The following is a 26448-nucleotide window of genomic DNA, read 5'->3' on the forward strand; positions in this document are numbered from 1 at the left end:
CTCACCCACATCGGGAGTGAACCCACATGGGTATGAAGGACAAGGCCGGCCAGATGCAGGGCCAGGGCAAGCAGAAGATCGAGCAGGCTCGTGAGAAGGCCGGTCAGCACGGCCAGCCGCAGCGTGGTGGTCAGCAGGGCGGCCAGCCCCAGCGTGGCACGCAGGGCGGTCAGCCGCAGCGCGGTCCGCAGAGCGGGCGGCCGCAGTCGGGTCACCGTGACACCGACGAGGAGCGGTTCGACGGCGACTACGACGCGTAGCCGCTGCGCTCGGCTTCGGCCGTGAGGCGTGGGGTACCCCATCTTTTTGGGGTGCCCCACGTTTTTGTCGTGGGGCGGTGCGGTGCGTTGTCGGGTGCGGCTGGGTGGGGGCTTGCCGCGCCCACGCGGCGGAGCCGCACATCGATACAGCCCCGCGCCCCTGGGGAGTTGGGGTCGGCCCTTGTCGGGAAGTGGTCGTGTGATGTGGCGGGTCCGCGTGGTGGAGCCGTAAATCGACACGTCTGGTGCCGACTCCCTTGTTCTACGTGGCCCTTGGAGGTAGCTCCGGGCGGGAGTGGTCGGGGGTGGCCGTGTAGTCGGGGGGGATGGCGGCGGGGGTGGCTTCGAGGAGGTCCAGGGCCAGTTGGACGGCGTGGTCCATCTCGACGTGGCGGCCTTCGGCCCAGTCCAGGGGGGTGCGGAGGATGGCGACGTCGGGGTCGACGCCGTGGTTCTCGACGGACCAGCCGTAGGCGTCGAACCAGGCCGCGTTCATGGGGACGGTGATGACCGTGCCGTCGCCGAGACGGTGGCGGCCGGTCATGCCGACGACGCCGCCCCAGGTGCGCTGGCCGACGACCGGGCCGAGTCCGAGGAGCCTGATGGCGGCGGTGATCATGTCGCCGTCGGAGGAGGTCGCCTCGTCGGCGAGGGCGACGATCGGGCCGCGGGGGGCGTTCGAGGCGTACGACACCGGCTGGGCGTCGCGGGTGAGGTCCCAGCCGAGGATGGTCCGGGTCAGCTTCTCGATGACCAGCTCGCTGATGTGGCCGCCCGCGTTGCCGCGCACGTCCACGATCAGCGCGGGCCGGGAGACCTCCATGCGCAGGTCGCGGTTGAACTGGGCCCAGCCGGAGCCGCCCAGGTCGGGGATGTGCAGGTAGCCGCACTTGCCGCCGCTCAGTTCCCGGGTCACCGCGCGGCGCTTGGTCACCCAGTCCTGGTAGCGCAGCGGGCGTTCGTCGACCAGCGGGACCACCGCGACCCGCCTGGCCCCGCCGTTCTCGCCCTTGGGCGGGGTGAAGGTCAGCTCCACGGTCGTACCGCCCGAGCCGGCGAGGAGCGGGTAGGGGCCGGTGACCGGGTCGACCGGTCTGCCGTCCACGTGGGTCAGGACGGCGCCCTCGCGGATGCCGGTGCCCGCCAGCGGGGAGCGTGCCTTGGAGTCGGAGGAGTCGCCGGGGAGGATGCGCTTGATCGTCCAGTGCCCGTCGCGGCGCAGCAGGTTGGCGCCGAGGTGGCCCTGCCAGCGCTGGTAGTGGGGCGGGCCCTCGTTGCGGCGGGCGGCGGTGACGTAGGCGTGCGAGGTGCCCAGCTCGCCGAGGACCTCACGCAGCAGGTCGGCGAACTCGTCCGGCGTGGACACGCGCTCGACCAGCGGACGGTACTGGTCGAGCACCGCGGTCCAGTCGATGCCGCACATGCCCGGGTCCCAGAAGTAGTCGCGGATGAGGCGCCCCGCCTCCGCGTAGGACTGGTGCCACTCGGCGGGCGGGTCGACCTCGTGCAGGATGCGGCGCAGATCGATCCAGACGGTCGTGTCGCTGTCGCCCGGCTCGGTCGAGGGCACCGCCCGCAGTTCGCCCTCGTCGACCACCACCAGCCGGGTCCCGTCCCCGCTCATCGCGAACCAGTCGAGATGCCCGACCAGTTCGGACTTCTTGGCCTTGGTGATGTTGAAGTACTCCAGCGTCGGCCGGCCGCTGGTGTCGGCCGGGTTGACGAAGGTCTCGCCGAGCGCGCCGGAGATCGGCCAGCGCAGCCAGACCAGGCCGCCGCCCGCGACCGGGCGCAGCGCCGAGTACTTGGAGGCGATGACCGGGAACGGCGTGACCCTGTTCTCCAGGCCCTCCACCTCCACGGTCACCGTGCCGGCCTCGCCGGTCTCCTCGTCCTCGAGGGGGTCGAGCCCGCCGGCGGCCGGCCGGCCCTCGGGGGTGAGGGCGAAGGGGGAGGGGGTCGCCGAGGAGAGCGGGACGAGGTAGGGGCGGCAGCCCAGCGGGAAGGACAGGTCGCCGGTGTGGACGTCGTAGACCGGGTCGAAGCCGCGCCAGGACAGGAAGGCGAGGTAGCGGCCGTCGCGGGTGAAGACGGGGTTCTCGTCCTCGAAGCGGCCGTTGGTCACGTCCACGACGAGCCGGTCCTTGATGCGGGCCAGTTTGATCTTCCGCAGTGAGCGGCCGATGCCCGGGTGGGACCAGGTGAGCCAGGCGCCGTCCGGGGAGAAGGCGAGGTCGCGCACGGGGCCGTTGAGGGACCGGATCAGCTCGGTGACGTGGCCGGTGATCTCTCCCGAGCCTTCGGTGGGCTCCGCCCCCTCCTCGCCCTCGGTGACGTCGATCAGCAGCAGGCGTCCGTCGTGGGAGGCGACGGCCAGCCGTTCGCCCTGCGCGTCGGAGGCCGTCTCCAGCACGTGCCCCAGTTCGCCCCGGGCCAGCCGGCGCGGCGGGAGGTCGCCGCTGGCGCGGGGGAGCTGGGCGACCTCGACGGCCTCCTCGCCGCCGGCGTCCGTCACGTAGGCGACCTGTCCGGTCGAGCCGAGCATCTGCGGGAGCCGGACCCGTTCGCCGGGTGTGTCCGCGATGGTCCGGGCGGGGCCGTCGCGGTGCGTGAGCCAGTACAGGCTGCCGCGGACGACGACGGCGCCGGCCCGGCCGGTCTCGTCCACGGAGATGCCGTCCAGGTTCTGCGAGGCCGGCACCTGGTAGCGCCTGCGTCCGGGGCTGGGTCCGCCGAGCCTGATGTCCAGCTTGTGCGGCATGCCGGCCGGGGAGAAGTCGTCCACCATCCACAGGTCGCCCGCGCACTGGTAGACGACCCGGTTGCCGTCGGTGGCGGCGTTGCGGGCGTAGAAGGCGTCGTGGTCGGTGTGGCGGCGCAGGTCGGTGCCGTCGTGGGCGCAGGAGTAGAGGTTGCCGACGCCCTCGTGGTCGGAGAGGAAGGCGATCCGGCCGGCGACGAACATGGGGGAGGAGAACTGACCGCCGAGGTCCGGCAGCAGCCGCTGCCCGTGCAGCCACAGCCTGCCCGTGGCGCCGCCCCGGTACCGCTTCCAGGAGGCGGGTTCGTGCGGCGCGGCGCCGGTCAGGAGCAGGGTCTTGTGCTCGCCGGCGACGTCGGCGACCTGGATGTCGGCGACCGGGCCCCAGGGCAGGCGGCCGCCCGGGTCGCCGTCGGTGGGGACCTTGTAGGCCCAGGCGAAGTAGGAGAACGGCTGTCCGTGCGAGGCGACGGCCAGGATGTCGCTGCGGCCCTCGGCGTCGGGGGGCGTCCAGCCGCACACCTGGGTGTCGGCGGTGCCCCAGTACGTCAGCTGCCGGGAGGGTCCGCCGTCGACGTCGGCCAGATGGATCTCGGGTTCGAGGCTGCGCCAGGTCGTGTAGGCGATGTGGCGGCCGTCGGGCGAGAAGCGCGGATGACCGGCCTTGGTGCGGTCCACGGTGAGCCGCCAAGGACGGCCCGGGGTGTCGAGGGGGGCCAGCCAGAGGTCGTCCTCGGCCACGAAGCACAGCAGGTCGTCGCGGAGGTGGGGAAGGCGCAGATAGCTCACCTTTCCATGCTTTTCCGGTGGCGGGGGGCCAGCAACTTATGCGGGCCCGACACTCGTGACCCAGGACACGTACGAAACGGTTTCGTTTCGTTGAGGGATGCGCTACATTCGTCACGTACGAAACCGTGTCGTACGGAGCGGGAAAGGGTGAGACAGATGACTGAAGTCGCCGCCGCGCGCCGCAGTCGGATCACTCCCGAGCGCGAGGCCGAGCTGTACGAGGCCGTGCTCGACCTGCTCCGGGAAGTCGGTTACGACGCCCTCACCATGGACGCCGTGGCCGCCCGCACCCGCTCCAGCAAGGCCACGCTCTACCGCCAGTGGGGCGGCAAGGCCGACCTGGTCGCGAAGGCGATCCGGCACAGCAAGCCGGGCAGCATCGCCGACGTCGACACGGGATCGCTGCGCGGCGACTTCCACGCCCACGTCAGCCGCGAGGACGACTGCGGCATGGAGCAGAACCACGCCCTGATGCGGGGGCTGGCCATGGCCACGCACACCAACCCCGATCTCCTCCAGGCGTTCCGGGAGCAGCTGATCGAACCCGAGACGGCGGAGATCCGCGACGTACTGCAGCGCGCCGTCGACCGCGGTGAGGTCGACCCGGACAACCCGGCTGTGCCGTACGTGGTGCACATGATGATCGGCGCGTTCGCCACGCGCGCGCTCATCGACAACAAGCCGCCGACGCAGGAGTTCCTGCGCTCGTACATCGACGCCGTGGTCCTCCCCGCGCTCGGCGTTCCCACCGCGTGACCGACCGATCGCCCCGTCGTCCGGTCGCCTGATCCCTCTCCCCAGCAAGCCCATCATCTGACGTCACCGCTCACGTCGTCGGGCTGATCACCCCTGCCCCGAAACCCCACGACCTGACCGGGAGTACGCCCTCGTGGCCACGTTCCTCTACAAACTCGGCCGGCTCGCCTTCCGGCGACGGCACTTCGTCGCCCTCATCTGGGTCGCCCTGCTCACCCTCGCCGGGGTGGGCGCCGCCTCCGCGCCGGCCGCCGGCAACACGTCCTTCTCGATCCCCGGCACCGAGGCGCAGAAGGCCTTCGACCTGCTGGAGCAGCGCTTCCCCGGGATGAGCGCCGACGGCGCGACCGCCCGAGTCGTCTTCAAGGCGCCGAGCGGCGAGAAGATGACGGACCACGACAACAAGGCGGCCGTCCGCAAGACGATGAAGGAGCTGCGGAGCGGCTCCGAGGTCGCCTCCGTCGCCGACCCCTACACCGGGCACGCCATCAGCAAGAACGGTACCGTCGCCTACGCCTCGGTGAAGTACGAGGTCTCCGGCATGGAGCTGAAGGACTCCTCCCGGGACGCACTCAAGGAGGCCGCGCAGGACGCGCGGGACGCCGGACTGACCGTCGAGGTCGGCGGTGACGCGCTGACCGCCACGCCCGAGACCGGCTCCAGCGAGGCCATCGGCATCGCGATCGCGGCCGTCGTCCTCGTCATCACCTTCGGCTCGCTGCTCGCGGCCGGATTCCCGCTGCTGACCGCGATCATCGGCGTCGGCATCGGCGTCTCCACGATCACCGCGCTCGCGAGCCCGCTCGACCTGGGCTCCACCACCTCCACCCTGGCGACGATGATCGGCCTCGCCGTCGGCATCGACTACGCCCTGTTCATCGTCTCCCGCTTCCGCGCCGAGCTGGCCGAGGGCCGCGAGCGCGAGGAGGCGGCCGGCCGGGCCGTCGGCACGGCGGGCTCGGCGGTGGTCTTCGCCGGTCTGACCGTCGTCATCGCCCTGGTCGGCCTGTCCGTGGTCAACATCCCGATGCTGACCAAGATGGGCATCGCCGCCGCCGGCACCGTCGCCATCGCGGTCCTCATCGCCCTCACCCTGATCCCGGCGCTGCTCGGCTACGCGGGCCGCAGGATCAAGCCGGCCGGCGAGAAGAGCAAGCTCCTCGGCGGTGGCCGGGGGCCCAAGCAGCCGGGCCGCCCGAACATGGGCACCCGCTGGGCGAGCTTCGTCGTGCGGCGCCCGGTCGCCGTCCTCCTCCTCGGTATGCTCGGCCTCGGCGCGGCGGCGGTCCCGGCCGCCTCCCTCCAGCTGGGCCTGCCCGACGACGGTTCCCAGCCCGTCTCCACCACCCAGCGCCGCGCCTACGACCTGCTGTCCGAGGGCTTCGGACCGGGCTTCAACGGCCCGCTGATGGTCGTGGTCGACGCCAAGGACAGCGCCAGCCCGAAGAAGGCCTTCAGCGAGGTCGGCAAGGAGATCAAGGGCCTGAAGGACGTCGTCACGGTCACCCCGGCCGTGCCCAACAAGGCCGGCGACACCGCGACGATCACCGTCGTCCCGAACTCCAAGCCGTCCTCGAAGACCACCGAGGACCTGGTCCACGCCATCCGCGGCAAGGGCGCCGGCATCACCGCCGCGACCGACGCGAAGGTGCTGGTCACCGGCTCGACGGCGATGAACATCGACGTCTCGCAGAAGCTGAACGACGCCCTGCTGCCCTACCTCGCCCTGGTGGTCGGCCTGGCCTTCCTCCTGCTGATCGTGGTCTTCCGCTCGGTCCTGGTCCCGCTGAAGGCGGCCCTCGGCTTCCTGCTCAGCGTGATGGCGGCGCTCGGTGCCGTGGTCGCGGTCTTCCAGTGGGGCTGGCTGTCCGGCCTGATGAACGTCGAGGAGACCGGCCCGGTCATGTCGATGATGCCGATCTTCATGGTCGGCGTGGTTTTCGGTCTCGCCATGGACTACGAGGTGTTCCTCGTGACCCGGATGCGCGAGGCGTACGTCCACGGGGAGAAGCCCGGCCAGGCCGTCGTGACCGGCTTCCGGCACGGTGCCCGCGTCGTCACCGCCGCCGCGATCATCATGATCGCCGTCTTCTCCGGCTTCATCGGCTCCAGCGAGTCGATGGTCAAGATGATCGGCTTCGGCCTCGCCGTCGCCGTCTTCTTCGACGCGTTCATCGTCCGCATGGCCATCGTCCCGGCGGTGCTCGCGCTGCTCGGCAAGCGGGCCTGGTGGCTGCCGAAGTGGCTCGACCGGGCGCTGCCCAACGTCGACGTCGAGGGCGAGGGCCTGCGCTCCGAGTCGGACCGGCACAAGGACACCGACCCCGACGAGGAGCGGGAGCTGGTCCGCGTCTGACGTACCGCTCGTGAAAGACCGCCGGTGAGGGATCCGTGGGGACGGGGCGCCCTCACCGGCTTCTTTCTGCCCGGACACGGCGCGGGCGCGGGGGGCAGGCGCGTGGACGGGGGCGGCGCGTGGACGGGGCGGCGCGTGGACGGGGCGGCGCGTGGCGGATGAGTATCCGCCGGGCGCCCGCTGAGTATCAGCGCCCATGCCCGACAGGCGGCCTTGCGCGCAGGATCGTGCTCGACCCGCTCGGACGGCACGGAAGGCAACCCCGGTGAACCCGCAGACGCCCCGCATCCCGTACGGCCCCTGGCAGCCGGCGCCTGGCCCCGGGCGGCCGGCGCCGCGATCGGCCCGTGGTGAGATCGCGGTGGGGCTGCCGGCCGTCCTGCTCTGGATGGTGACCCTCTCCTCGCTCAGCCTGCTGACCGTCCTCGTGGGCATGTTCGCCTTCTGGCTCAAGGCGGACGGGGCGCCCTGGGCGGACGTGCGGGCCTTCGTGCTGCCCTACGCCCTGCCCGTCGCCGGCGCCGCCGTCGCCCTGGCCGGGCTGGCCTTCGCCCCCGGGGTCCGGCGCCTCACCCCGCTCGCCCGGCTGCTTCTGCTGGGCGTCCTGGCCTGCCCGGTGCCGACCGGCCTCCTGGCGTGGACCTGGTTCCGGGTGGGCTGACGACACGCGTGGGAAACCAGGTCGCGTGTGCCCTACAAGCACCGCTAGCGTGCCCCGCATGACGACAGCCGCCACTGACGCCGAAGAGTCCGGAGCCCACCCGCGCTTCGCCGAAGCCGTGCGCGCCCTCGGCCTGGACGACGTGCTCGCCCGCACCCGCCGCTTCCCGGAGGCGACCCGTACGGCCGCCGAGGCCGCCGCCGCGGTCGGCTGCGGGCTGAGCCAGATCTGCAAGTCGCTGATCTTCGCGGCCGACGGGGTTCCCGTACTGGTGCTGATGGACGGGGCGTCCCGGGTGGACGTGGAGCGGGTGCGGCAGGAGCTCGGGGCCGGCAAGGTCGGCCGGGCCGACGCCGCCGTCGTACGCGAGACCACCGGGTACGCCATCGGCGGGGTCCCGCCCTTCGGGCACCGCACCCGCACCCGCGTCCTCGCCGACCGCTCGCTGCTCGCCCACGACGTGGTGTGGGCCGCGGCCGGGACCCCGCACACCGTCTTCCCGATCTCCCCCAAGGACCTGGTCGCCCACGCGGGCGCCACCCTCGTGGACGTGCGCGAGCAGACCGCGTGACGCCGCTGGTCACGGCGGCCGTCCTGCTCGCCGCGATCACCCACGCCGGCTGGAACGCCATCGCGCACAGGATCACCGACAAGCTGGTCGGCTTCACCCTGATCCTCGGGGGCGGGGTGGTCGTCGGTCTGGTGCTGGCGCCGTTCGCGGCGTTCCCGGCGGCGGCCGCGTGGCCGTACCTGCTCGCCTCGGCGGCCATCCACCTCCTGTACGTCGTGCTGCTCATGACGTCGTTCCGGCTCGGCGACTTCGGGCAGGCCTATCCCATCGCGCGGGGCAGCGCGCCCCTGCTGGTCACCCTGTTCGCGGCCCTCTTCGCGCACGAGGTGCCGGACGGCTGGGCCGCCGCCGGCATCGTGCTGTCGTGCACGGGGCTGTCCGGCGTGGCGCTGTGGGGGCTGCGCGGGCGCCGGCCGGACTGGGCGGCGATCGGGGCCGCGCTCGCGACGGGGGTGTCGATCGCCTCGTACACGGTCGTCGACGGGCTCGGCGTGCGCGCCTCCGGCACCGCGCTCGGCTACACCGCCTGGCTGATGGTGGTGCAGGGGGGGCGCGATCCCCGCCTACGCCGTCTGCTGCCGCTGGCGGAAGGAGACCGTGGCCGTGCTGCGGCCCTTCGCGACCCTCGGCCTGCTGGGATCCGTGATGTCCGTGGCCGCGTACGGACTGGTCCTGTGGGCCCAGACCCGTGCCGCCCTCGCGCCCGTCGCCGCCCTGCGGGAGTCCTCGATCATCGTCGGCGCGGCCATCGGCGCGCTGTTCTTCGAGGAGCGCTTCGGAGCACCCCGGATCGCGGCGGCGGGTCTGCTGGTCGTGGGGATCGGGCTGATGTTGCATGCCGGATAGCGGGATCGCCGGGAACGGGACCGGGAACGCCGCGGACGTGGCCGGGATCGTCGGGAACACGTCCGGGATCGCGGGAGCATGACGGTGGATCATCTCGCTCACCGATCGCTCGACAGGGAGTCGTTCATGACCGACAAGCCGACCGTCGGGGTCCTCGGCACCGGCATCATGGGTGCCGCCATGGCCCGCAACCTCGCCCGCGCCGGACTCGACGTCAGGGCCTGGAACCGCACCCGGGACAAGGCCGAGCCGCTGGCCGCCGACGGGATCCGGGTCACCGGCACGCCCGCCGAGGCCGTCGAGGGCGCCGACGTCGTGCTGACCATGCTGTACGACGGGAACACCGTCCTGGACGTCCTGCGGGAGGCCGCCCCGGCGCTGCGTCCGGGCATGGTGTGGGCGCAGTGCACCACCGCCGGCACCGACCTGGTCGCCGACCTGGCCGGCCTCGCCCGCGAACACGGGCTGGTCTTCTACGACGCCCCCGTCCTCGGCACCCGCCAGCCCGCCGAGGCCGGTCAGCTGACCGTGCTGGCCGCCGGGCCCCGGGAGGGCCGGGAGACGGTCGGTCCGGTGTTCGACGCGGTCGGCGCCAAGACCGTGTGGACCGGCGAGGACGGGGCCGCGGGCAGCGCGAGCCGGCTCAAGCTGGTCGCCAACAGCTGGGTCGTCGCGGTCACCGCGGCGGCCGGTGAGGTGCTCGCTCTCGCCAAGGCCCTCGGCGTCGACCCGCAGGGGTTCTTCGACCTCATCGAGGGCGGCCCGCTGGACATGGGGTACCTGCGGGCCAAGGCGGCGCTGGTGCTGGACGGGAAGCTGACCCCGCCCTCGTTCGCCGTGGCCACCGCCGAGAAGGACGCCCGGCTGATCGTGGCGGCCGGCGAGGGGAGCGGCGTACGGCTCGACGTCGCCGCCGCGGCCGCCGAACGCTTCGCCCGCGCCGCCGCCCAGGGGCACGCCCAGGAGGACATGGCCGCCGCCTACTTCGCCAGCTTCGACGAGAAGCCCGGCGACTGAGACCGGCGACGGAGCCCGATGACGGCGACCGGCGGCGGAGACCGGAGGCGGAGACCGGCGGCGGAGACCGGAGGCCGGGGCCCTGGTCGACATGACGTTCCCCGTGTGCGGGAGCACCCTGGAATCAGTGGTTTCCGGAGGTGGTCGACATGATGCACACGACTGTGGGATGGCACGTCGAGATGGAGTTCATGGAGGACGACCAGCACACGCGCGCGGTCGCTCTGGTCCGGTTGCCCGACGGCACCGAGGTCAGGGCGCACGGGCACGCCAGCCGGCACCGCGTCGACTCGAACCAGCCCCGGGTCGGCGAGGAGATAGCGGGCGCTCGCGCTCTCAACGAACTGGCCATGCAGTTGCTGGCCAAGGCCCACGGGGAGATCGACGCGGAGTCCGGGCGGATCTCGCACCCGATCAACGTGTGAGAGCGGGGCGCCCCGTTCCGGCGCCGCGCGCGGTGCCGCGGGCCTACGCGAGGGCCGTACGCACCGCCCGCACCAGCGCCTGCGCCCTCGGGTCCGCCGTCACGCTCTGGCGGAAGCCGTTGGTGACGTAGCCGAACGCGATGCCCGCCTCCGGGTCGGCGAAGGCGAGGGCGCCGCCCCGGCCCGGGTGGCCGAAGGAGGTGGGGGAGAGCAGCGGGGTGGCGCTGCCGTGCAGCATGTAGCCGAGGCCGAACCGGGTTTTCACGACGAGGATCCGGTCCGGTCCGGCGGACTGTTCGGCGCGGGCGAGTTCCATGGTGGCCGGCGTGAACAGGCGGGTGCCGCCGTCCACTTCGCCGATGAGCGAGGCGTAGAAGCGGGCCAGGCCGTCGGCGGTGGCGATGCCGTTGGAGGCGGGCAGCGCGGCGGCGCGGTAGCCGGGGTCGTTCTCGTCCGGGAGCGGGGTGATCGCGGCGAAGGCGCGGCGGGTGAGGGAGTCCGGGTCGGCGTAGGCCTCGGCGACCGCCCGCTTGGGGCGGGTCTTCAGGGCGCCTGAGGTCTCCGGTTCCACGGCGGGTCCGACGCGGCCCGCACGGGCCTGCTCGGCGTCGGGCAGGCCGAGCCACAGGTCGGCGCCGACGGGCGCGGCGATCTCGGTGGCCGTCCAGTCACCGACGGACCGTCCGGTGATCCGGCGGATCAGTTCTCCGGTGAGCCAGCTGTAGGTCTGCGCGTGGTAGCCGTGGTCGGTGCCCGGCTCCCACACCGGCGCCTGTGCCGCGACGGCCGCCGCGCCGAGGTCCGGGTCGACGGCCTCCTCGGGGGTCAGGGGGCGGTCCAGCACCGGCACTCCGGCGGAGTGCGCGAGCAGGTGCCGGACGAGGGTGTGCTCCTTGCCGGCCGCCTTGTACTCGGGCCAGTACGCGCCCACGGGGGCGTCCAGGTCCAGCTCGCCGCGCTGGTGCAGCAGCAGGAGCGCGGCGGCGGCGATGCCCTTGGTCGCGGAGCGCACGATCTGCGCGGTGCCGGGCTCCCAGGGGGCCGTACCGTCCATGTCCCTGGTGCCGCCCCACAGGTCCACGACCTTGTGGCCGTCCCGGTACACGGCGACGGCCGCGCCCCGGTCCCCGAGCAGGGCGAAGTTCGCGGCGAACGCCTCCCTGACCGGCTCGAAGCCTTCGGCCACCGTGCCGTTCACATCCACGTCCGCCGCCTCTTCCCATCGTCCGACCGCCTGCGACAGTGCATACAACAGCAGCCATGAGCCTGCGATTCCTCGGTGGGGGCAGTCGAGCGCGATCGTTACATCGATGTTGTCTCGGGTCGCCGAAGGATGCGGGGGAGAGGTCAGCGGCGGTCGGCCGCCGCATCGGCGCGCTCGGTGAGCCGTCGCAGCTCCTCGCGCAGCCGTACGACCTCCTGCGCGTCGAGTCCCGTGCCGGCGAGCAGGGCGCCCGGCACCCGCGCGGCGCGCTCCTTCAGCTGTTCGCCGCGCCCGGTGCAGGTGACGAGCACCGAGCGCTCGTCGTCCGCCGCGCGCTCCCGGCGCACCAGCCCCGCCCCCTCGAGCCGCTTCAGCAGCGGTGAGACGGTGCCGTAGTCCAGGCGCAGGGCACCCGCCAGCTCCTTCACGCTCATCTCGCCGCGCTCCCACAGGACCAGCAGCACCAGGTACTGGGGGTAGGTGAGCCCCAGGTCGTCGAGGAGTGGACGGTAGGCGGCGGTCACGGCGCGCTGGGCGGCGTACAGCGCGAAACACAGCTGGTCGTCCAGCCGTAGCGACCCGGTGGCGGCACCGTTGTCCTCTGGGTCGTCCTGACGCGTCACGCGCCCATTGTCACGGACCTCGGGTCGAAGCCGAACGGCAGCTCCAGCCGGTGCTCCCGCATCAGGGCGTCGTCGGAGAGCAGCTCGCCGGTCGGGCCGTCCGCCGCGATCACGCCGTCGCTGAGGATCAGCGAGCGCGGGCACAGCTCCAGGGCGTACGGCAGGTCGTGCGTGACCATGAGGACCGTGACGTCCAGGGAGCGCAGGATGTCGGCGAGTTCGCGCCGGGAGGCCGGGTCGAGGTTGGAGGACGGCTCGTCCAGGACGAGGATCTCCGGTTCCATCGCGAGCACGGTCGCGACGGCGACCCGGCGGCGCTGGCCGAAGGAGAGGTGGTGCGGCGGCCGGTCGGCGAAGTCCCCCATGCCGACCCGCTCCAGGGCGGTGCGCACCCGCTCCTGAAGCGCGGCCCCCTTGACCCCGGCCGCCGCCGGACCGAACGCCACGTCCTCGCGCACGGTCGGCATGAACAGCTGGTCGTCGGGGTCCTGGAAGACGATGCCGACCTTCTGCCGGATCTCGGCCATGTGCCGCTTGCCGACCGGCAGCCCGGCCACGGTCACCGTGCCGGTGCCGCCGCCCAGGATGCCGTTGAGGTGCAGCACGAGGGTGGTCTTGCCGGCGCCGTTCGGGCCGAGCAGGGCGACGCGTTCGCCGCGCGCGATCGAGAGGTCCACGCCGAACAGGGCCTGGTGGCCGTCGGGGTAGGCGAAGGCGAGGCCGGAGACCTCGAGGGAAGCAGGTGCGGTCACAGGATCCATCCCAGCAGACAGACGACGAGGGCGGCACAGGGGAGGGCGAGGGCGTACGACCACTGCGCCCGGGACGCGGTCACCTCGTCGATGACCGGCATCGAACCGGAGTATCCGCGGCTCATCATGGCCAGGTGCACGCGCTCCCCGCGTTCGTAGGAGCGGATGAACAGCGCGCCGGCGGACTTGGCGAGCACGCCCCAGTGCCGCACTCCCCGCGCCTCGAAGCCGCGGGACTCGCGGGCGATCCGCATCCGGCGCATCTCGTCGGTGATGACGTCGCCGTAACGGATCATGAAGGAGGCGATCTGCACGAGCAGCGGCGGCAGCTTCAGCCGCTGGAGCCCGAGCAGCAGCTCGCGCAGCTCGGTGGTGGCGGCCAGCAGCACCGAGGCGGCGACGCCGAGGGTGCCCTTGGCGAGCACGTTCCAGGCGCCCCACAGCCCGCTGACGCTGAGCGAGAGGCCGAGCACGTGCACCCGCTCGCCCTCCGCCACGAACGGCATGAGCACCGCGAACGCGACGAACGGCACCTCGATCAGCAGTCGCTTGAGCAGGAAACCGGCGGGCACGCGCGCGCGACGGGCGACGAACGCGAGCAGGACGGCGTACGCCGCGAACGCCCACGTCGCCTCGCGCGGGGTCGACACGACGACCACGACGAAGGCGAGCGTGGCGGCCAGCTTGGTGTGCGGCGGCAGGGCGTGCACGGGCGAGTGCCCGTGCCGGTAGAGCCGGTGCGTGTGTCCCGCTCCCACGTCAGGCGCCCGTCCGCGCGGTGGCGGCGGGGGAGACGTCGTCCGGGGTCCGGCGGCGACGCACGACCCAGAAGACCGCGCTGCCCGCGACGACGGTGGCGCCGACGCCGATCACGCCGGCCAGGCCGCCGGAGAGCCGCGCGTCGGTGACGTCCCGGACGCCGTAGTCGGCGAGCGGGGAGTCGGCGGAGGCGTGCTTCTCGGTCTTCTTGTCGATGCCCTGGTCGTGCGCGACCTTCTCCAGGCCGTCGGGGCTGGCGGAGGCGTAGAAGCTGACGAACCCGGCGAGCACCAGGGAGGCGACCAGACCGGTGATCCACAGCGTGCGCCGGGAGGTGCGCGCCGCCACGGCCGCCGCGGCCGCGGGAGTGGCGGGCGCGTCCACCAGCTCGCCGTTCACCCGCAGCTTCAGGCGCTGCTGGAGCCCGCGCGCCCCGTACACCAGGTCCGGCCGTACGGCGATGACGGCGCCCACGGTGAGCGCGGTGATCACGGCCTCACCGATGCCGATCAGGACGTGGACCCCGATCATCGTGGTCGCCACCTTGCCGATGGAGACGTCGGTGGTGCCGCCGATCGCGTAGATGAGCGTGAAGGCGACGGCGGCGGCCGGCACGGAGAGCAGCGCGGCGACGAAGGAGGCAGCGGTGACCGAGCGGCGGCTGCGGGGCAGTACGGCGAGCAGCCCGCGGAAGACGGCGTAGGAGACCACGGTCGTGACGATCGCCATGTCGGTGATGTTCACGCCGAGCGCGGTCAGCCCGCCGTCGGCGAACAGCACCCCCTGCATGAGCAGCACGACCGACACGCACAGCATGCCCGTGTACGGCCCGACGAGGATCGCGGCGAGCGCCCCGCCGAGCAGGTGGCCGCTCGTTCCGGCCGCGACCGGGAAGTTGAGCATCTGCACGGCGAAGATGAACGCCGCCACGAGGCCGGCGAGGGGGGCCGTCTTCTCTCCCCCCGGCTCGAATTCGCTCGCTCGGGAGGTGCCCCCGAGTTCGCGGCGGGCGCCGCGCAGGCTCACCGCGAGGGCGCCGGCGGCGACCACCGCGGTGACGGCGGAGGTGGGAGCGTCGATGAATCCGTCAGGTACATGCACCGTACGATTTTAAAGCCTTGTTGCGAAGGGTTTGCAAGAGAGAGCGCGTCTCATCTCTGGAAGTGTGCAAATCGGAAAATATGCGACATTAGAGAGGAAGCGAATACGCGGCTTCCCCATAGGTCACTGAACGTGAGAGGGCGGTCCGATGTCTGTAGTCGAACAGTACGCGCGCGCCCATATCGTCACGGACGAGGAGATCGCGGATCCCGGGGTCGTACCCGTGGTGTTGCGGTACGACCCCGACAACGATCCCCGGTCGGTCCGGTTCGGCCTTCCCGGATCGCACGAGTGGACGTTCTCGCGCGCCCTGCTGGAGCGGGGGCTGCGGGCACCGGCCGAGAGCGGCGACGTACGGGTGTGGCCCTGCGGGCGCGTCCAGGCGATCGTGGAGTTCCACTCGCCGGGAGGCGTGGAAATGGTGCAGTTCGACACGAAGGCGCTGATCAGGTTCCTGCGGCGGACCTACACGGCCGAGCCGGTCCGGAACTGATCAGCTCCCCGACTTCAGCAGCGCCGCGACGATCGGCCCTGCCGTGTCGCCGCCGTGGCCGCCCGCCTGGACCACGCCCGCCGCGGCGAGATCGCCCCGGTAGGCGGTGAACCAGCCGTTCGGCTTCTTCTGCCCGTCGACCTCGGCCGAGCCGGTCTTGGCGCCGTTGTCGCCGCCCACGCCGGCCATCGCCTTGGCCGCGGTGCCGTACGCCGCCGTGAACCGCATGACGTCCTTCAGCTGGCCCTGCGTCTTCGACGACATCGTGCGCGCGGCCTTCGCCAGAGTGCGGTGGTCCACATCCGCGGACACCAGGTACGGCTGGCGGAAGGTGCCCGACTCCACCGTCGCCGCCACCGAGGCCATGTTCAGCGGGTTCATGCGCACCCCGCCCTGCCCGATCAGCGAGGCGCCCATCTGCGCGCCGCTCTGCACCGGGACCGCGCCGTCGAAGGTCGGGACGCCGATGGCCCAGTTGTTCATGCCGAGGCCGTAGACCTGCTGGGCCTCCTTCGTCAGGTCGCTGTTCGACAGCTTCGGCGCGAAGTCGATGAAGGCGTTGTTGCAGGAGGCCCCGAAGCTCTGCCTGAACGTGCCCTTCTTGATCTCGGAATCGGCGTCGTTGTGGAACGTCCAGCCGGCGAGCTTGTAGGTCTTGGGGCACGGGTGGGAGGCGTCCGGGGTGACGAGCTTCTTCTCGAACAGCATCGTCGACGTCACGATCTTCATCGTGGAACCCGGCGCGAGGGAGCCCTGGAAGGCCACGTTGAAGCCGTGCTCGCTGTTGGCGACCGCGAGGATCTCACCGGTGGAGGGCCGCAGCACGACCACGGAGGCGCGCTTGCGCTTGCCGACCAGCTCCTCGGCCTGCTCCTGGAGCTTGGGGTTCAGCGTGGTGTGCACCGTGCCCGGCGTGCCCTGGCTCAGCTCCACCAGCGTCTTGTCGGACAGCCCCGCCTTCGTGGACGCCTTGCCGCGCACCACGCGCAGCTCGACGCCGGCCTTGCCGCCCGCCGTCTTGCCGAACTTCTCGCGCAGTCCGTCCAGCACCGAGCCCAGCGAGGGGTACGCCTCGGTCGTCAGCACACCGCCGTCACGGTCCAGCGCCTTGACGGGCGGGGTCCCGGACTCGCCGGTGACCAGCGTGTCGCCGTCCTTCAGATCGGGCTGGACCACGGACGGCTGCCAGCTCACCAGCGGCTTGCCGTCGCTCTTGCGGCGCGCGACGGTCAGCGAGCTGTCGTACGCCAGCGGCTTGCTGAGACTCTGGTCGGACACCGTCGCCTTCACCGAGAACGGCACCTTCGCGCCGGTCGCCGCCCTGGGGGTGAGGGTGACGTCCTTGAGATGGGCGTCCTTGGCGGTGCCGGTGAGCAGGGCGGTCGCGGCGGCCGGGTCGTCGGTGACGGCCGCGGCCTGCGCGATCCGGCCCTGCTGCCAGGCCGTGAGAAAACGCGCGGACACCGTCCGCACCTCGGCCGCCGTCGGCGGGCCCGTCGGGACGGGCTTGTGGGCGGACGTCCGCTCGTCGGCCGACGCCCCGCCGTCGTACAGCGCGTAGGCGCCGAGCCCGGCGCCGGCGACGACCGCGGCGATCATCCCGCCGAGTACGGCGGGGCTGGTCTTCCGTCGCTCGGCGACGCGCCTTCTCTTGCCCACTTCCTCAGTTCCTCCGCGCTTTCCCCAGGGTCCCCGCAGCCCCTCACACTCCTCAACAACGACGGGACCCACCCTAGAGTCCCGTTCTGTGCGGGTGATCTCAGCCCGCACTCCGTAGCACGCTTGCGACAATCGGTCCGGCCGCGTCGATGCCGTGTCCGGCGTCCTGGGCCATCGCGGCGGCGGTGACGTCGCCCCGGTAACCGGTGAACCAGCTGTTGGACCTCGACTGCCCGTCGACCTCCGCCGAGCCGGTCTTCGCGCCGATGTCGCCGCTCAGGCCGGCCATCACGCCGGCCGCGGTGCCGCTGCGCGCGGTGCGGTTCATCATGGCGCGCAGCTGCCGGACCGTGCTCGGCGACAGCCCGCGCGCGCGTGCCGGTTCCCGGTGGTCCAGGGACAGCGGCACGATCACCGGCTGCCGGAAGGCGCCGGTCATGGCGGTCGCCGTGATCGAGGCCATGTTCAGCGGGCTCAGCTGCACCTGGCCCTGGCCGATCAGGTTGGCCGCGGTGTCCGGGCCGCCGGAGGCGGGGACCCGGCCGTCGAAGGAGGGCACCCCGATTTTCCAAGTGTCCTGCCCGAGCCCGAACCGGTTCTGGGCCTCCTCGGTGAGGGAGTCCACCTTCACCTCGTCCGCGAACTTCACGAATGCCGTGTTGCAGGAACGGGCGAAGCTGTCGGAGAGGGTGGCGTGCTCGTCGGGCTGGAGACTCTTGAGGTTCTGGAAGGTCTGGCTCTGCCAGACCGCGGACGGCGGGCAGGGCGCCGGGCCGTTCGCGCTGGTCAGGTTGTTGTCGATGAGGGTCGCGGCGCTGACGATCTTCATGGTGGAGCCGGGGGCGAGCTCGCCGAGGAAGGCCGCGTTGAAGCCGTCGTCCCGGTGGTTGGCGACCGCCAGGATCTCGCCGGTGCTGGGCTTGACGGCCACCACGGAGGACTCGGGGTACTTGCGCACCGCCGTCTCGGCCGCCGCCTGCGCGCTCGCGCTGAGCGTCGTGCGCAGCCTGCCCGGCCTGCCCTCGGCGAGGGTGAGCAGGGTGGTGTCGGCCGGGCCCTCCCCGTCCGCCGTGTCCGCGTGCCGGATCACCAGCTCCACCCCGGACCGGCCCCCGGTCGTGTCGCCGTACCGCTCACGCAGCTCGTCCAGGACCGGCCCGAGCGAGGGGTACTTGTCCTTCGTCAGCACCGTGCCGTCGCGGTCCACGGCCTCGATCTCGGGGGCCGCCGAATCGCCCGTCGCCAGCGTGTCGCCCCGCTTCAGCCGCGGATGGACGACGGAGGGCTGCCAGTCGACCAGCGGCCGGTACGAGGACTTGCCGCGCACGACCGTCAACTCACCGGCGTAGCGCAGCGGCTGGGACTTCCCGTCGTACGACACCGTTGCCCTGACCGTGAAGGGCACGGTCGTGCCGGTGGCCGCACCGGGCGTGATGTGGACCTGGGCGATGTGCGCGTCACCGCTGTAAGCCGTCAGCAACGCCTGGGCCGCCTCCGGGTAGTTGGTGTACGTCGCCGCCTTCGCCGCGTCCCCCTTCTCCCAGGCGGCGAAGAACTGCCGCGTGGTCTCCTTGACCTCGGCGTCGCTCGGCGGCCCGGTCCTCACCGCGGGGCGGCCCCCGCTTCCGGTTCCCCCGTCCCCCGTGAGCGCGTTCGCGATGTTGTAGAGCCCCCAGCCGGCCCCGCCCACCAGTACCGCGCAGGCACCGCCGACCACGGCGACCTTGACTCCTCTGGCCATGACGCCCATCCCCTCCCCGTGTCCCCGTCGACGCCCGCCCCTGTCCTGAACGCGTTCAAAAGGCGGGTCGCGTGAGCAATGTAAGCGGTTGCGGGGACTCCAGGAACGGATGTTGTCAAAACCGTGACTCGGCCGGTCTGCCGCGTGGTCCACCTCGCGATGGCTGCCACGCGCTGGCACGCCTCATGGGGCGAGCTGTGACTACCCGCTCGTATCGTGAGAAGAGACAGAGCTGCGGGGCAAGGCAGGGAAGCCATGAAGGTACCGGCTGTCGACTACGCGGCGGTGTTCCAGGCCCTTCCCGGGGCGGTGGCGCTGGTGACTCCGCAACTGATCTACGCGGACGCCAACGCGGAGTTCCTGCGCCTCCGGGGTGTTGCCCGCGAGCAGGTGGTCGGTCGCTTCGTGCCGGAGGACCACCCCGAAAAAGACCCCTCCGAGCCTCTCCTGCTCAGAGTTCTGGCGTCACTGCGCCAGGCGGCGGGCACCGGTGAGCGCAGCATCGTGGCGCTGCAGCGCTACGACGCGGAGGACCCCGACCGGCCCGGGGTGTGGCACGAGCGGTACGTCAACATGACCAACATCCCCGTGTTCGGGCCTGACGGTCGGGTGGCGCTGCTGCTGCACCGGGTGGAGGACGTCACCGAGCTCATCCGCGCCCGTGACGTCGCGCTGACCTTGCAGGAAGCCATGCTGCCCGCTTTCCGCCCGGTCGGCCGGCATCAGGCCGCCGTGCGCTACCGGCCCGCCGCCGAAGCGCTCAACGTGGCCGGCGACTGGTACGACCTGGTCGAGCTGCCGGGCGACCGCGTCGCCGTCGCCGTCGGTGACGTCGTCGGCCACGGCCTGGCCGCGGCCGGTGTCATGGGGCAACTGCGCAGCGCCCTCACCGCCGCCTGCCTCGTCGCCGAAGGCCCCGCCCGCGCCCTGGAAGTCCTCGGGCTGTACGCCCGCACCGTCGACGGCGCCGAGAACACCACCGTGGCCACGGCGTTCGTCGACTGGGAGACCCGCACCGTCACCTACAGCAGCGCCGGCCACCCGCCACCTGCGCTCCTGCGGAGGGACGGGACCGTCGAGTTCCTGGACCAGGCCACCGACCCGCCACTGGCCGCCCGCCCGCAACACGCCCCCCGGATCCAGGCTGCAGCGGACTTCGACGAGGGCGCCGTTCTCGTGCTCTACACCGACGGCCTGATCGAACGCCGGCGCGAAGACATCGACACCGGCCTCGCCCGGCTCGCCGACTCCCTGGCCCGCCACCAGGCGGACGACCCCGATGCCCTCGCCGACGCCGTGCTCACCGACCTGCTCCCGCCCGGCGGCGCCACCGACGACACCGCCCTGGTCATCGTGCGCCTGTGAACCCGGCCCACCACTTCCGCGTGCCCGATCCGCCCTGACGCATCCGTCCGGCTACACCCAGGTGTCCAGCCACATCCGCGACCGCCAGGCGTCGATCGGGATGGCCTGGCCCGTGTACAGCGGCCAGAAGTAGATGAAGTTCCAGGCGATCAGCAGGACCAGCACGCCCGCGGCCGAGGCGCCGACCACGCGGCGGGTGTCGCTGGAGCCCGGTGGGCCGACGATCGCGCCGATCATCATGGCCACCGCCAGGCACAGGAACGGCAGGAAGACGACCGCGTAGAAGAGGAAGATCGTCCGCTCCTGGTACATGAACCAGGGCAGATAGCCGGCGGCGATCCCGCAGGCGATGGCACCGGCCCGCCAGTCGCGCCGGAACGCCCAGCGCCACAGCACGTACAGGAGCGCGAAGCAGGCCGCCCACCACAGCAGCGGCGTGCCGAGGGCCAGCACCTCCCTGGCGCACTTCCCGGTGGCGCCGGCCGGGCAGCCGTCCGTGCCGGGGGAGGGGGACTCGTAGAAGTACGACACCGGGCGGCCCAGCACGAGCCAGCTCCACGGGTTGGACTGGTAGGTGTGCGGGGACGACAGGTGCACGTGGAAGTTGTAGACCTCGTGCTCGTAGTGCCACAGGCTGCGCAGCCAGTCCGGCAGGAAGGTCCAGTGGCCCCCCCTGCCGTCGGTCACGGCCCAGTTGCGGTAGTAGCCGCCGGTGCCGTCCGCCGGGGAGAGGATCCAGCCGAGCCAGGACAGCACGTACACGGCGATCGCCAACGGGAACATGGTCAGCCCGAGGACCGCGTCGACCAGGCTCGCGAGGTACGGGTGCCGGCCGCCGGCCACCTTGCGGGCGCCGACGTCCCAGAGCACCGTCATCACGAAGAACGCGACCAGGAAGTACAGGCCGTTCCACTTGGTGCCGATCGCGAGACCGAGCAGCACACCGGCCGCCAGGCGCCAGGGACGCCAGTAGAGGAAGAAGTTGTCCGTGGTCCGGGCGTCCGGGCGCACGCGGCCGTCCGCGTCGACGGGCAGCGCGGCCGCGAGCCGGGCGCGCGCGTAGTCCCGGTCGACCACCAGACAGCCGAACGCGGCGACCACGAAGAACATCAGCACGCCGTCGAGCAGCGAGGTCCGGCTCATCACGAAGTGCAGGCCGTCCACCGCCATCAGCGCGCCCGCCAGACAGCCGAGGAACGTCGAGCGGAACATCCGGCGGCCGATCCGGCACAGCAGCAGGACCGAGAGCGTCCCCAGCAGCGCCGTCATGAACCGCCAGCCGAACGGGTCGAACCCGAACATCAGCTCGCCGAGGCCGATGACGTACTTGCCGACCGGCGGGTGCACGACGTACGCCGCGTCCGCCGGGACGGCCAGGTGCCCGTGCGTCTGCAGCACCAGGTCGTTGGCGTTCTTGTCCCAGTTGACCTCGAAACCGCGGTGGACCAGCGCCCACGCGTCCTTCGCGTAGTACGTCTCGTCGAATATCACCGCCCGCGGGCTGCCCAGGTTCCAGAACCGCAGCACGCCCGCCAGCAGCGTCACCAGCAGCGGAGCGCCCCAGCCCGACCAGCGCGTGAGCCGGCCGGCCAGGACCGGCGGCACACCCAGCACCTGCCACAGCCGCGAGCCCGGCTCGGCGTACGGCGGCACCAGCCGGTCGCGTACGTCGCCCGTCGGCGCGTCCGTCGCGGGCGTGTAGCCGAATCGGCGCAGCCGCTGCTGCCACGACGGCCGCTGGTCGAGCGGTGCCTGGCCCTGCCGGAGGTCCGTGGAGGACGCGGTACTGGTCACCGCGCCATCGTAGGGAACCGTTCTGTGTGAGTCCCGCGCACCGGCCGTCCCGGTCCGGAAGCCGTCGTTTTCCCGTGCCCCGGCGGCCCTGGGAGGATGGGGGCGTGACTGGAACCCTTGTCCTGGCAGGTACCCCCATCGGCGACATCGCGGACGCCCCGCCCCGGCTGGCCGAGGAGCTGGCCGGCGCCGACGTCGTCGCCGCCGAGGACACGCGGCGGCTGCGCCGGCTCACCCAGGCGCTCGGGGTGACCCCGAAGGGCCGCGTCGTGTCGTACTTCGAGGGCAACGAGTCGGCCCGCACCCCCGAGCTGGTCGAGGAGCTGCTCGGCGGGGCGCGGGTGCTGCTCGTCACGGACGCCGGGATGCCCTCGGTCTCCGACCCCGGCTACCGGCTGGTCGCGGCCGCCGTCGAGAAGGACGTCCGGGTCACCGCCGTGCCCGGCCCGTCCGCCGTGCTGACCGCGCTCGCCCTGTCCGGGCTGCCCGTCGACCGGTTCTGCTTCGAGGGGTTCCTGCCGCGCAAGGCGGGGGAGCGGCTGTCCCGGCTGCGCGAGGTCGCGGGGGAGCGGCGCACGCTCGTCTACTTCGAGGCTCCGCACCGGCTCGACGACACGCTGGCCGCGATGGCCGAGGTCTTCGGCGCCGAGCGGCGGGCCGCGGTGTGCCGGGAACTGACCAAGACGTACGAGGAGGTACGGCGCGGGCCGCTCGCCGAGCTGGCGAGCTGGGCCGCGGAGGGGGTGCGCGGGGAGATCACCGTCGTGGTCGAGGGGGCGCCCGAGACCGGGCCCGAGGAGCTCGGCGCCGAGGAGCTGGTGCGGCGGGTCCGCGTCCGTGAGGAGGCGGGGGAGCGGCGCAAGGAGGCGATCGCCGCGGTGGCGGTGGAGGCCGGGATCCAGAAGAGGGTCGTCTTCGACGCCGTGGTTGCAGCAAAGCAGGCCGGTGCCTGAGCGGAGTACGCCGTTCGGGGGGCGGCCCGCGGCGCGGGCCGTGAAGGCGTCGTGGCCGGCCGCGCCGATCCCCGCGCCCCTTTGGGGGCGCGTACTCCGGCGCACGGTGACAGGTCCTCTGAGCAGGGGCGTTCTCGACTGAGCGGGCGCCCCATGCGGGGGCAAAACGAGGGGGCCCGAAGGCAAAGGGCTGGTTCCTCCGGCGAGGCGTTGTGGCAAGGGACGTCCAAAACGGGTCCAACAGTCGGCAGGACTGATGCGTTCGCGCCGGCGAAGGCGTCCACTGGTCGAAGAGACGCACCCGTTCCCCGTCCAGGGGAGGAGCTGGCATGAGTGAGACCACAGGGCAGACCGGCATACGCGGTACGGCCACAGCCGTCGTTCACGAGTCGTACGCGTTCGCCTGCATGAAATGCGGGCACGGCTGGGAGCAGTCGTACGCGATAGAGCACCACACCGACGCCGACGGGCAGGAGTTCGTCCAGTACGTGGCCGACGGCCGGGTGGTGCCGTCCCCGCTGAGCCGTCCCGCGTGCCACAACTGCGACGGCCACGTCGTACGGATCATGCGCGCGGGACAGGTGTCCTCCGCGCGCGACGCGGTCGAGCGGCTGCACCGGCCCGTGCCGCAGGCGCCCCGGGTGGACGCGTCGGTGCGCGCCGAGGAGCGGCACCGCGAGCAGCACCACTGGCATCTGTCCGATCTCCTGCACGCCTTCCATCGCAAGGCCGGCTGAGCGGAGCACCGGGCGTTCGGCGGCATGTCCTTTCCGTAGGATCGGAACATGCCTTCGAACGCCGCTCACGACGACAGGAACGCCAAGAACGTCAAGGACGCCAAGGACGCCAAGAACGCCGCACCGCCGCTCCCGGCCCCCCTCGGGGTGCCCGTCGCCGACTCGCACACCCATCTCGACATGCAGTCCGGCACGGTCGAGGAGGCTCTCGCGAAGGCCGCGTCGGTGGGCGTGACGACCGTCGTCCAGGTCGGCTGCGACATCAAGGGCTCGCAGTGGGCCGCCGAGACCGCGGCGGCGTTCGAGAACGTCCACGCCACCGTCGCCCTGCACCCCAACGAGGCCCCGCGCATCGTCCACGGCGACCCCGACGGCTGGTCCCGGCAGGGCGCGCGCGAGCCGGGCGGGCAGGCCGCGCTGGACGAGGCGCTCGCCGAGATCGACCGGCTGGCCGCACTGCCCCAGGTCAAGGGCGTCGGCGAGACCGGACTCGACTACTTCCGCACCGGACCCGAGGGCGAGGCCGCCCAGGAGCGGTCCTTCCGCGCCCACATCGAGATCGCCAAGCGGCACGGCAAGGCCCTGGTCATCCACGACCGGGACGCCCACGCCGACGTCCTGCGCGTCCTGAAGGAGGAGGGCGCCCCCGAGCGCACCGTCTTCCACTGCTACTCCGGCGATGCCGAGATGGCCGGGATCTGCGCCCGCGAGGGCTACTTCATGTCCTTCGCCGGCAACGTCACCTTCAAGAACGCCCAGAATCTGCGCGACGCCCTCGCCGTCGCCCCGCTGGAGCTGGTCCTCGTGGAGACCGACGCGCCCTTCCTGACCCCGGCGCCGTACCGCGGCCGGCCCAACGCCCCGTATCTCGTCCCGGTCACCGTGCGCGCGATGGCCGCGGTGCGCGGCATCGACGAGGACGCGCTGGCGACCGCCCTGGGCGCCAACACGGCCCGCGCGTTCGGCTACTGAGCGGCTGCCGAGCGACTGCTGGGCGTCCGGTGATCGCCCGTTCGAAAGGCAACTGTACGTAGTCGCGTCGCTTTGGAGAGTGACGACCGCTCCGCTAGGTTCTGGTGGCCCGATCCGGACCCGTCTGGCCTCCTGGAGCGTGTCGGCGTGAGCAAGTCGCAGTACGAGACGTACGGCCCCTACAGCCGTGAACCCCACGCCCGGGACCCGCACGGCCGGGACCCCCACGGCCGGGACCCGCACGGCCAGGACGTGCACGGCCACGACCCGTACGGCCACGACCCGCACGTGCGTGCCCCGTACGGCCACGACGCCCGCGGCCACGGCGGCTTCGACCACACGTCACGGGCGCCGGGGTACGGCGGGTACGGGGACACCTACCGGCCCGCCTACGAGGCCGAGGCGTACCTGGTTCCCGAGCCGGCGCTGCCGCGGCCGAGGCGGGCGGGGAACTATCCAGGAGCGGGGACCCCCGAGGCGGAGGTCCCCGAGGCGGAGATCCCCGGGACGGAGCTGCCGGAGACGGTGGTCCTCGCGACCGGCCGGGGCGCGCGGCGGCGCAGGGCGCGTTCCGGGGAGCGTCCGGAGGCCGCGGTGCGCCGCCTGCTGCCGCAGGCGCTCGTCGTCGCCTTCCTCGCCGGCGGCACCACCGCCTTCGTCGCCAACGACAAGGCGGTCGAGCTGAACGTCGACGGCAAGCCGCGCACCCTGCACACCTTCGCCGACGACGTGACCGAGCTGCTCGCCGAGGAGGGCGTGCACGTGGGCGCGCACGACATGGTCGCGCCCGGCCCCGGCGCCGAGCTCGCCAGCGGCGACGAGGTCGCGGTGCGCTACGGCCGCCCCGTCCGGCTCACGCTGGACGGCGAGCGGCGCGAGGTGTGGACGACGGCGCACACGGTGGACGGGGCGCTCAGGGAGCTGGGGGTGCGGGCCGAGGGCGCGTACCTGTCGGCGTCGCGCTCGCAGCGCATCGGCCGTGCCGGGCTCGCGCTCGACGTGCGCACCGAGCGAGCCGTCACGTTCATGGCGGACGGCCGCACCCGCACCATCCGCACCAACGCGGCGACCGTCCGCGAGGCCGTCGAGGAGGCCGGGATCACGCTGCACGGCCAGGACACCACCTCCGTGCCGCTCGACGGCTTCCCGCGCGACGGGCAGACGGTGACCGTGCTGCGGGTGACCGGCGCCCGGGAGGTCCGCGAGGAGCAGATCCCGTTCCAGGTGCAGCGCACCGACGACGCCACCCTCTTCAAGGGCACCGAGGTCGTCGAGCAGCAGGGGGAGTTCGGGCTGCGCCGGGTCACCTACTTCCTGCGCACGGTCAACGGGGTCCGGGAGAGGCCGCGCCTGGAGGATTCCGCGGTGGTGCGCGAGCCGCGCATGCAGGTGGTGCGGGTGGGGACCAGCCCCCGGCCGAGCTCCGTGCACGGTGCCGACGACCTCAACTGGCACGCCCTGGCCGTCTGCGAGTCCGGGGGGCACCCCGGCGCGGTCGACTCCTCCGGCACCTACGGGGGCCTCTACCAGTTCGACACCCACACCTGGCACAGCCTCGGCGGCTCCGGCCGCCCCCAGGAGGCGGCCGCGGACGAACAGACCTACCGAGCGAAGAAACTCTACGTACGCAGGGGCACCAGCCCCTGGCCCCACTGCGGGTCCCGGCTGCACTCGTAGTCACGCCGTACGCGTGCGGCGTGACTACGGCCACGGCCCGGCAGGGGCTTGCCGCCCCCCACTCTCGGCTTCTCCCCCGCTCTCGGCTTCTCCCCCACTCTCGGCTTCGCTCGAGCGGGCGGGACCCCCACCGCGAGGGCACCTCATCGAGGCGGAGCCGCATATCGGCGGAGCCC

Annotated in this window: 22 protein-coding genes and 1 pseudogene; 14 read left to right on the forward strand and 9 right to left on the reverse strand. The window is 72.4% G+C overall.

Annotated features, from left to right (window positions below; all coding sequences use genetic code 11):
* Nucleotides 1-26: 26 nt before the first annotated feature.
* Nucleotides 27-260 carry a hypothetical protein gene (locus ACWD5D_RS17710; protein WP_451373612.1) on the forward strand — a complete coding sequence of 78 codons (234 nt, stop codon included), beginning with the start codon at nt 27-29 and terminating at the stop codon, nt 258-260.
* A gap of 262 nt (nt 261-522) precedes the next feature.
* On the opposite strand, the gene ACWD5D_RS17715 is transcribed toward ACWD5D_RS17710, so the two are convergent.
* Nucleotides 523-3810 carry a S41 family peptidase gene (locus tag ACWD5D_RS17715; RefSeq protein ID WP_451373613.1) on the reverse strand — a complete coding sequence of 1096 codons (3288 nt, stop codon included), beginning with the start codon at nt 3808-3810 and terminating at the stop codon, nt 523-525.
* Between the two features lie 156 nt (nt 3811-3966).
* Here ACWD5D_RS17715 and ACWD5D_RS17720 point away from each other — a divergent pair, with 156 nt between their 5' ends.
* From ACWD5D_RS17720 to ACWD5D_RS17750, 7 genes and pseudogenes are all read left to right on the forward strand, one after another.
* The gene (locus ACWD5D_RS17720; RefSeq protein WP_451373614.1) at nt 3967-4566 is read left to right on the forward strand and encodes a TetR/AcrR family transcriptional regulator; all 600 of its coding nucleotides are present in this window, start codon (nt 3967-3969) and stop codon (nt 4564-4566) included.
* Nucleotides 4567-4699: 133 nt separating this feature from the next.
* Complete coding sequence (locus ACWD5D_RS17725) at nt 4700-6922, forward strand: MMPL family transporter (protein ID WP_451373615.1); 2223 nt, start codon at nt 4700-4702, stop codon at nt 6920-6922.
* Between the two features lie 265 nt (nt 6923-7187).
* Nucleotides 7188-7583, forward strand: a complete 396-nt coding sequence (locus ACWD5D_RS17730; protein WP_451373616.1) for a hypothetical protein — start codon at nt 7188-7190, stop codon at nt 7581-7583.
* Between the two features lie 58 nt (nt 7584-7641).
* Entirely contained in the window at nt 7642-8154 is a 513-nt protein-coding gene (locus tag ACWD5D_RS17735) for a YbaK/EbsC family protein (protein WP_451373617.1), read from the forward strand.
* Nucleotides 8151-9000: pseudogene (locus tag ACWD5D_RS17740) on the forward strand (EamA family transporter). Before ACWD5D_RS17735 ends, ACWD5D_RS17740 begins: the two are co-directional and overlap by 4 nt.
* A gap of 126 nt (nt 9001-9126) precedes the next feature.
* The gene (locus ACWD5D_RS17745; RefSeq protein ID WP_451373618.1) at nt 9127-10017 is read left to right on the forward strand and encodes an NAD(P)-dependent oxidoreductase; all 891 of its coding nucleotides are present in this window, start codon (nt 9127-9129) and stop codon (nt 10015-10017) included.
* A gap of 149 nt (nt 10018-10166) precedes the next feature.
* The gene (locus ACWD5D_RS17750) at nt 10167-10442 is read left to right on the forward strand and encodes a DUF1876 domain-containing protein (RefSeq protein ID WP_451373619.1); all 276 of its coding nucleotides are present in this window, start codon (nt 10167-10169) and stop codon (nt 10440-10442) included.
* Nucleotides 10443-10485: 43 nt separating this feature from the next.
* On the opposite strand, the gene ACWD5D_RS17755 is transcribed toward ACWD5D_RS17750, so the two are convergent.
* The 5 genes from ACWD5D_RS17755 to ACWD5D_RS17775 all read right to left on the reverse strand — a co-directional run bounded on the left by ACWD5D_RS17755 (nt 10486) and on the right by ACWD5D_RS17775 (nt 14881).
* Nucleotides 10486-11646, reverse strand: a complete 1161-nt coding sequence (locus ACWD5D_RS17755) for a serine hydrolase domain-containing protein (protein ID WP_451373620.1) — start codon at nt 11644-11646, stop codon at nt 10486-10488.
* 143 nt (nt 11647-11789) lie between these two features.
* Nucleotides 11790-12269, reverse strand: coding sequence for a MarR family winged helix-turn-helix transcriptional regulator (locus tag ACWD5D_RS17760; protein ID WP_451373621.1), 480 nt, complete (start codon nt 12267-12269; stop codon nt 11790-11792).
* Nucleotides 12266-13030 carry an energy-coupling factor ABC transporter ATP-binding protein gene (locus tag ACWD5D_RS17765; protein WP_451373622.1) on the reverse strand — a complete coding sequence of 255 codons (765 nt, stop codon included), beginning with the start codon at nt 13028-13030 and terminating at the stop codon, nt 12266-12268. Before ACWD5D_RS17765 ends, ACWD5D_RS17760 begins: the two co-directional genes overlap by 4 nt.
* Nucleotides 13018-13779, reverse strand: a complete 762-nt coding sequence (cbiQ, locus tag ACWD5D_RS17770; protein WP_451373623.1) for a cobalt ECF transporter T component CbiQ — start codon at nt 13777-13779, stop codon at nt 13018-13020. Before cbiQ ends, ACWD5D_RS17765 begins: the two co-directional genes overlap by 13 nt.
* A gap of 1 nt (nt 13780) precedes the next feature.
* Nucleotides 13781-14881: an energy-coupling factor ABC transporter permease gene (locus ACWD5D_RS17775; RefSeq protein WP_451373624.1), complete on the reverse strand. Its 1101-nt coding sequence runs from the start codon at nt 14879-14881 to the stop codon at nt 13781-13783.
* A 148-nt stretch (nt 14882-15029) separates the two neighbouring features.
* On the opposite strand from ACWD5D_RS17775, the gene ACWD5D_RS17780 reads away from it, so the two are divergent.
* Nucleotides 15030-15374, forward strand: coding sequence for an SsgA family sporulation/cell division regulator (locus ACWD5D_RS17780; RefSeq protein ID WP_451373625.1), 345 nt, complete (start codon nt 15030-15032; stop codon nt 15372-15374).
* On the opposite strand, the gene ACWD5D_RS17785 is transcribed toward ACWD5D_RS17780, so the two are convergent.
* Together ACWD5D_RS17785 and ACWD5D_RS17790 are read right to left on the reverse strand one after the other, a co-directional pair.
* Nucleotides 15375-17033, reverse strand: a complete 1659-nt coding sequence (locus ACWD5D_RS17785) for a penicillin-binding transpeptidase domain-containing protein (RefSeq protein ID WP_451373626.1) — start codon at nt 17031-17033, stop codon at nt 15375-15377.
* Between the two features lie 100 nt (nt 17034-17133).
* Complete coding sequence (locus ACWD5D_RS17790) at nt 17134-18774, reverse strand: penicillin-binding transpeptidase domain-containing protein (protein ID WP_451373627.1); 1641 nt, start codon at nt 18772-18774, stop codon at nt 17134-17136.
* Between the two features lie 255 nt (nt 18775-19029).
* Here ACWD5D_RS17790 and ACWD5D_RS17795 point away from each other — a divergent pair, with 255 nt between their 5' ends.
* Nucleotides 19030-20139, forward strand: a complete 1110-nt coding sequence (locus ACWD5D_RS17795) for a PP2C family protein-serine/threonine phosphatase (RefSeq protein ID WP_451373628.1) — start codon at nt 19030-19032, stop codon at nt 20137-20139.
* Nucleotides 20140-20190: 51 nt separating this feature from the next.
* Here ACWD5D_RS17795 and ACWD5D_RS17800 read toward each other — a convergent pair whose 3' ends face one another.
* On the reverse strand, nt 20191-21933 hold the full coding sequence (locus tag ACWD5D_RS17800; protein WP_451373629.1) for a dolichyl-phosphate-mannose--protein mannosyltransferase: 1743 nt from the start codon (nt 21931-21933) through the stop codon (nt 20191-20193).
* Nucleotides 21934-22037: 104 nt separating this feature from the next.
* Between ACWD5D_RS17800 and rsmI the strand changes: the two genes are divergently transcribed.
* The 4 genes from rsmI to ACWD5D_RS17820 all read left to right on the forward strand — a co-directional run bounded on the left by rsmI (nt 22038) and on the right by ACWD5D_RS17820 (nt 26272).
* On the forward strand, nt 22038-22886 hold the full coding sequence (gene rsmI / locus ACWD5D_RS17805; RefSeq protein WP_451373630.1) for a 16S rRNA (cytidine(1402)-2'-O)-methyltransferase: 849 nt from the start codon (nt 22038-22040) through the stop codon (nt 22884-22886).
* A 329-nt stretch (nt 22887-23215) separates the two neighbouring features.
* On the forward strand, nt 23216-23623 hold the full coding sequence (locus ACWD5D_RS17810) for a hypothetical protein (RefSeq protein WP_451373631.1): 408 nt from the start codon (nt 23216-23218) through the stop codon (nt 23621-23623).
* 48 nt (nt 23624-23671) lie between these two features.
* Nucleotides 23672-24595 (forward strand): TatD family hydrolase, encoded by a 924-nt coding sequence (locus tag ACWD5D_RS17815; RefSeq protein ID WP_451373632.1) that lies wholly within the window; start codon nt 23672-23674, stop codon nt 24593-24595.
* 147 nt (nt 24596-24742) lie between these two features.
* Nucleotides 24743-26272 carry a ubiquitin-like domain-containing protein gene (locus tag ACWD5D_RS17820; protein ID WP_451373633.1) on the forward strand — a complete coding sequence of 510 codons (1530 nt, stop codon included), beginning with the start codon at nt 24743-24745 and terminating at the stop codon, nt 26270-26272.
* Nucleotides 26273-26448 lie beyond the last annotated feature (176 nt).

The organism is Streptomyces sp. NPDC002520 (assembly GCF_053595235.1).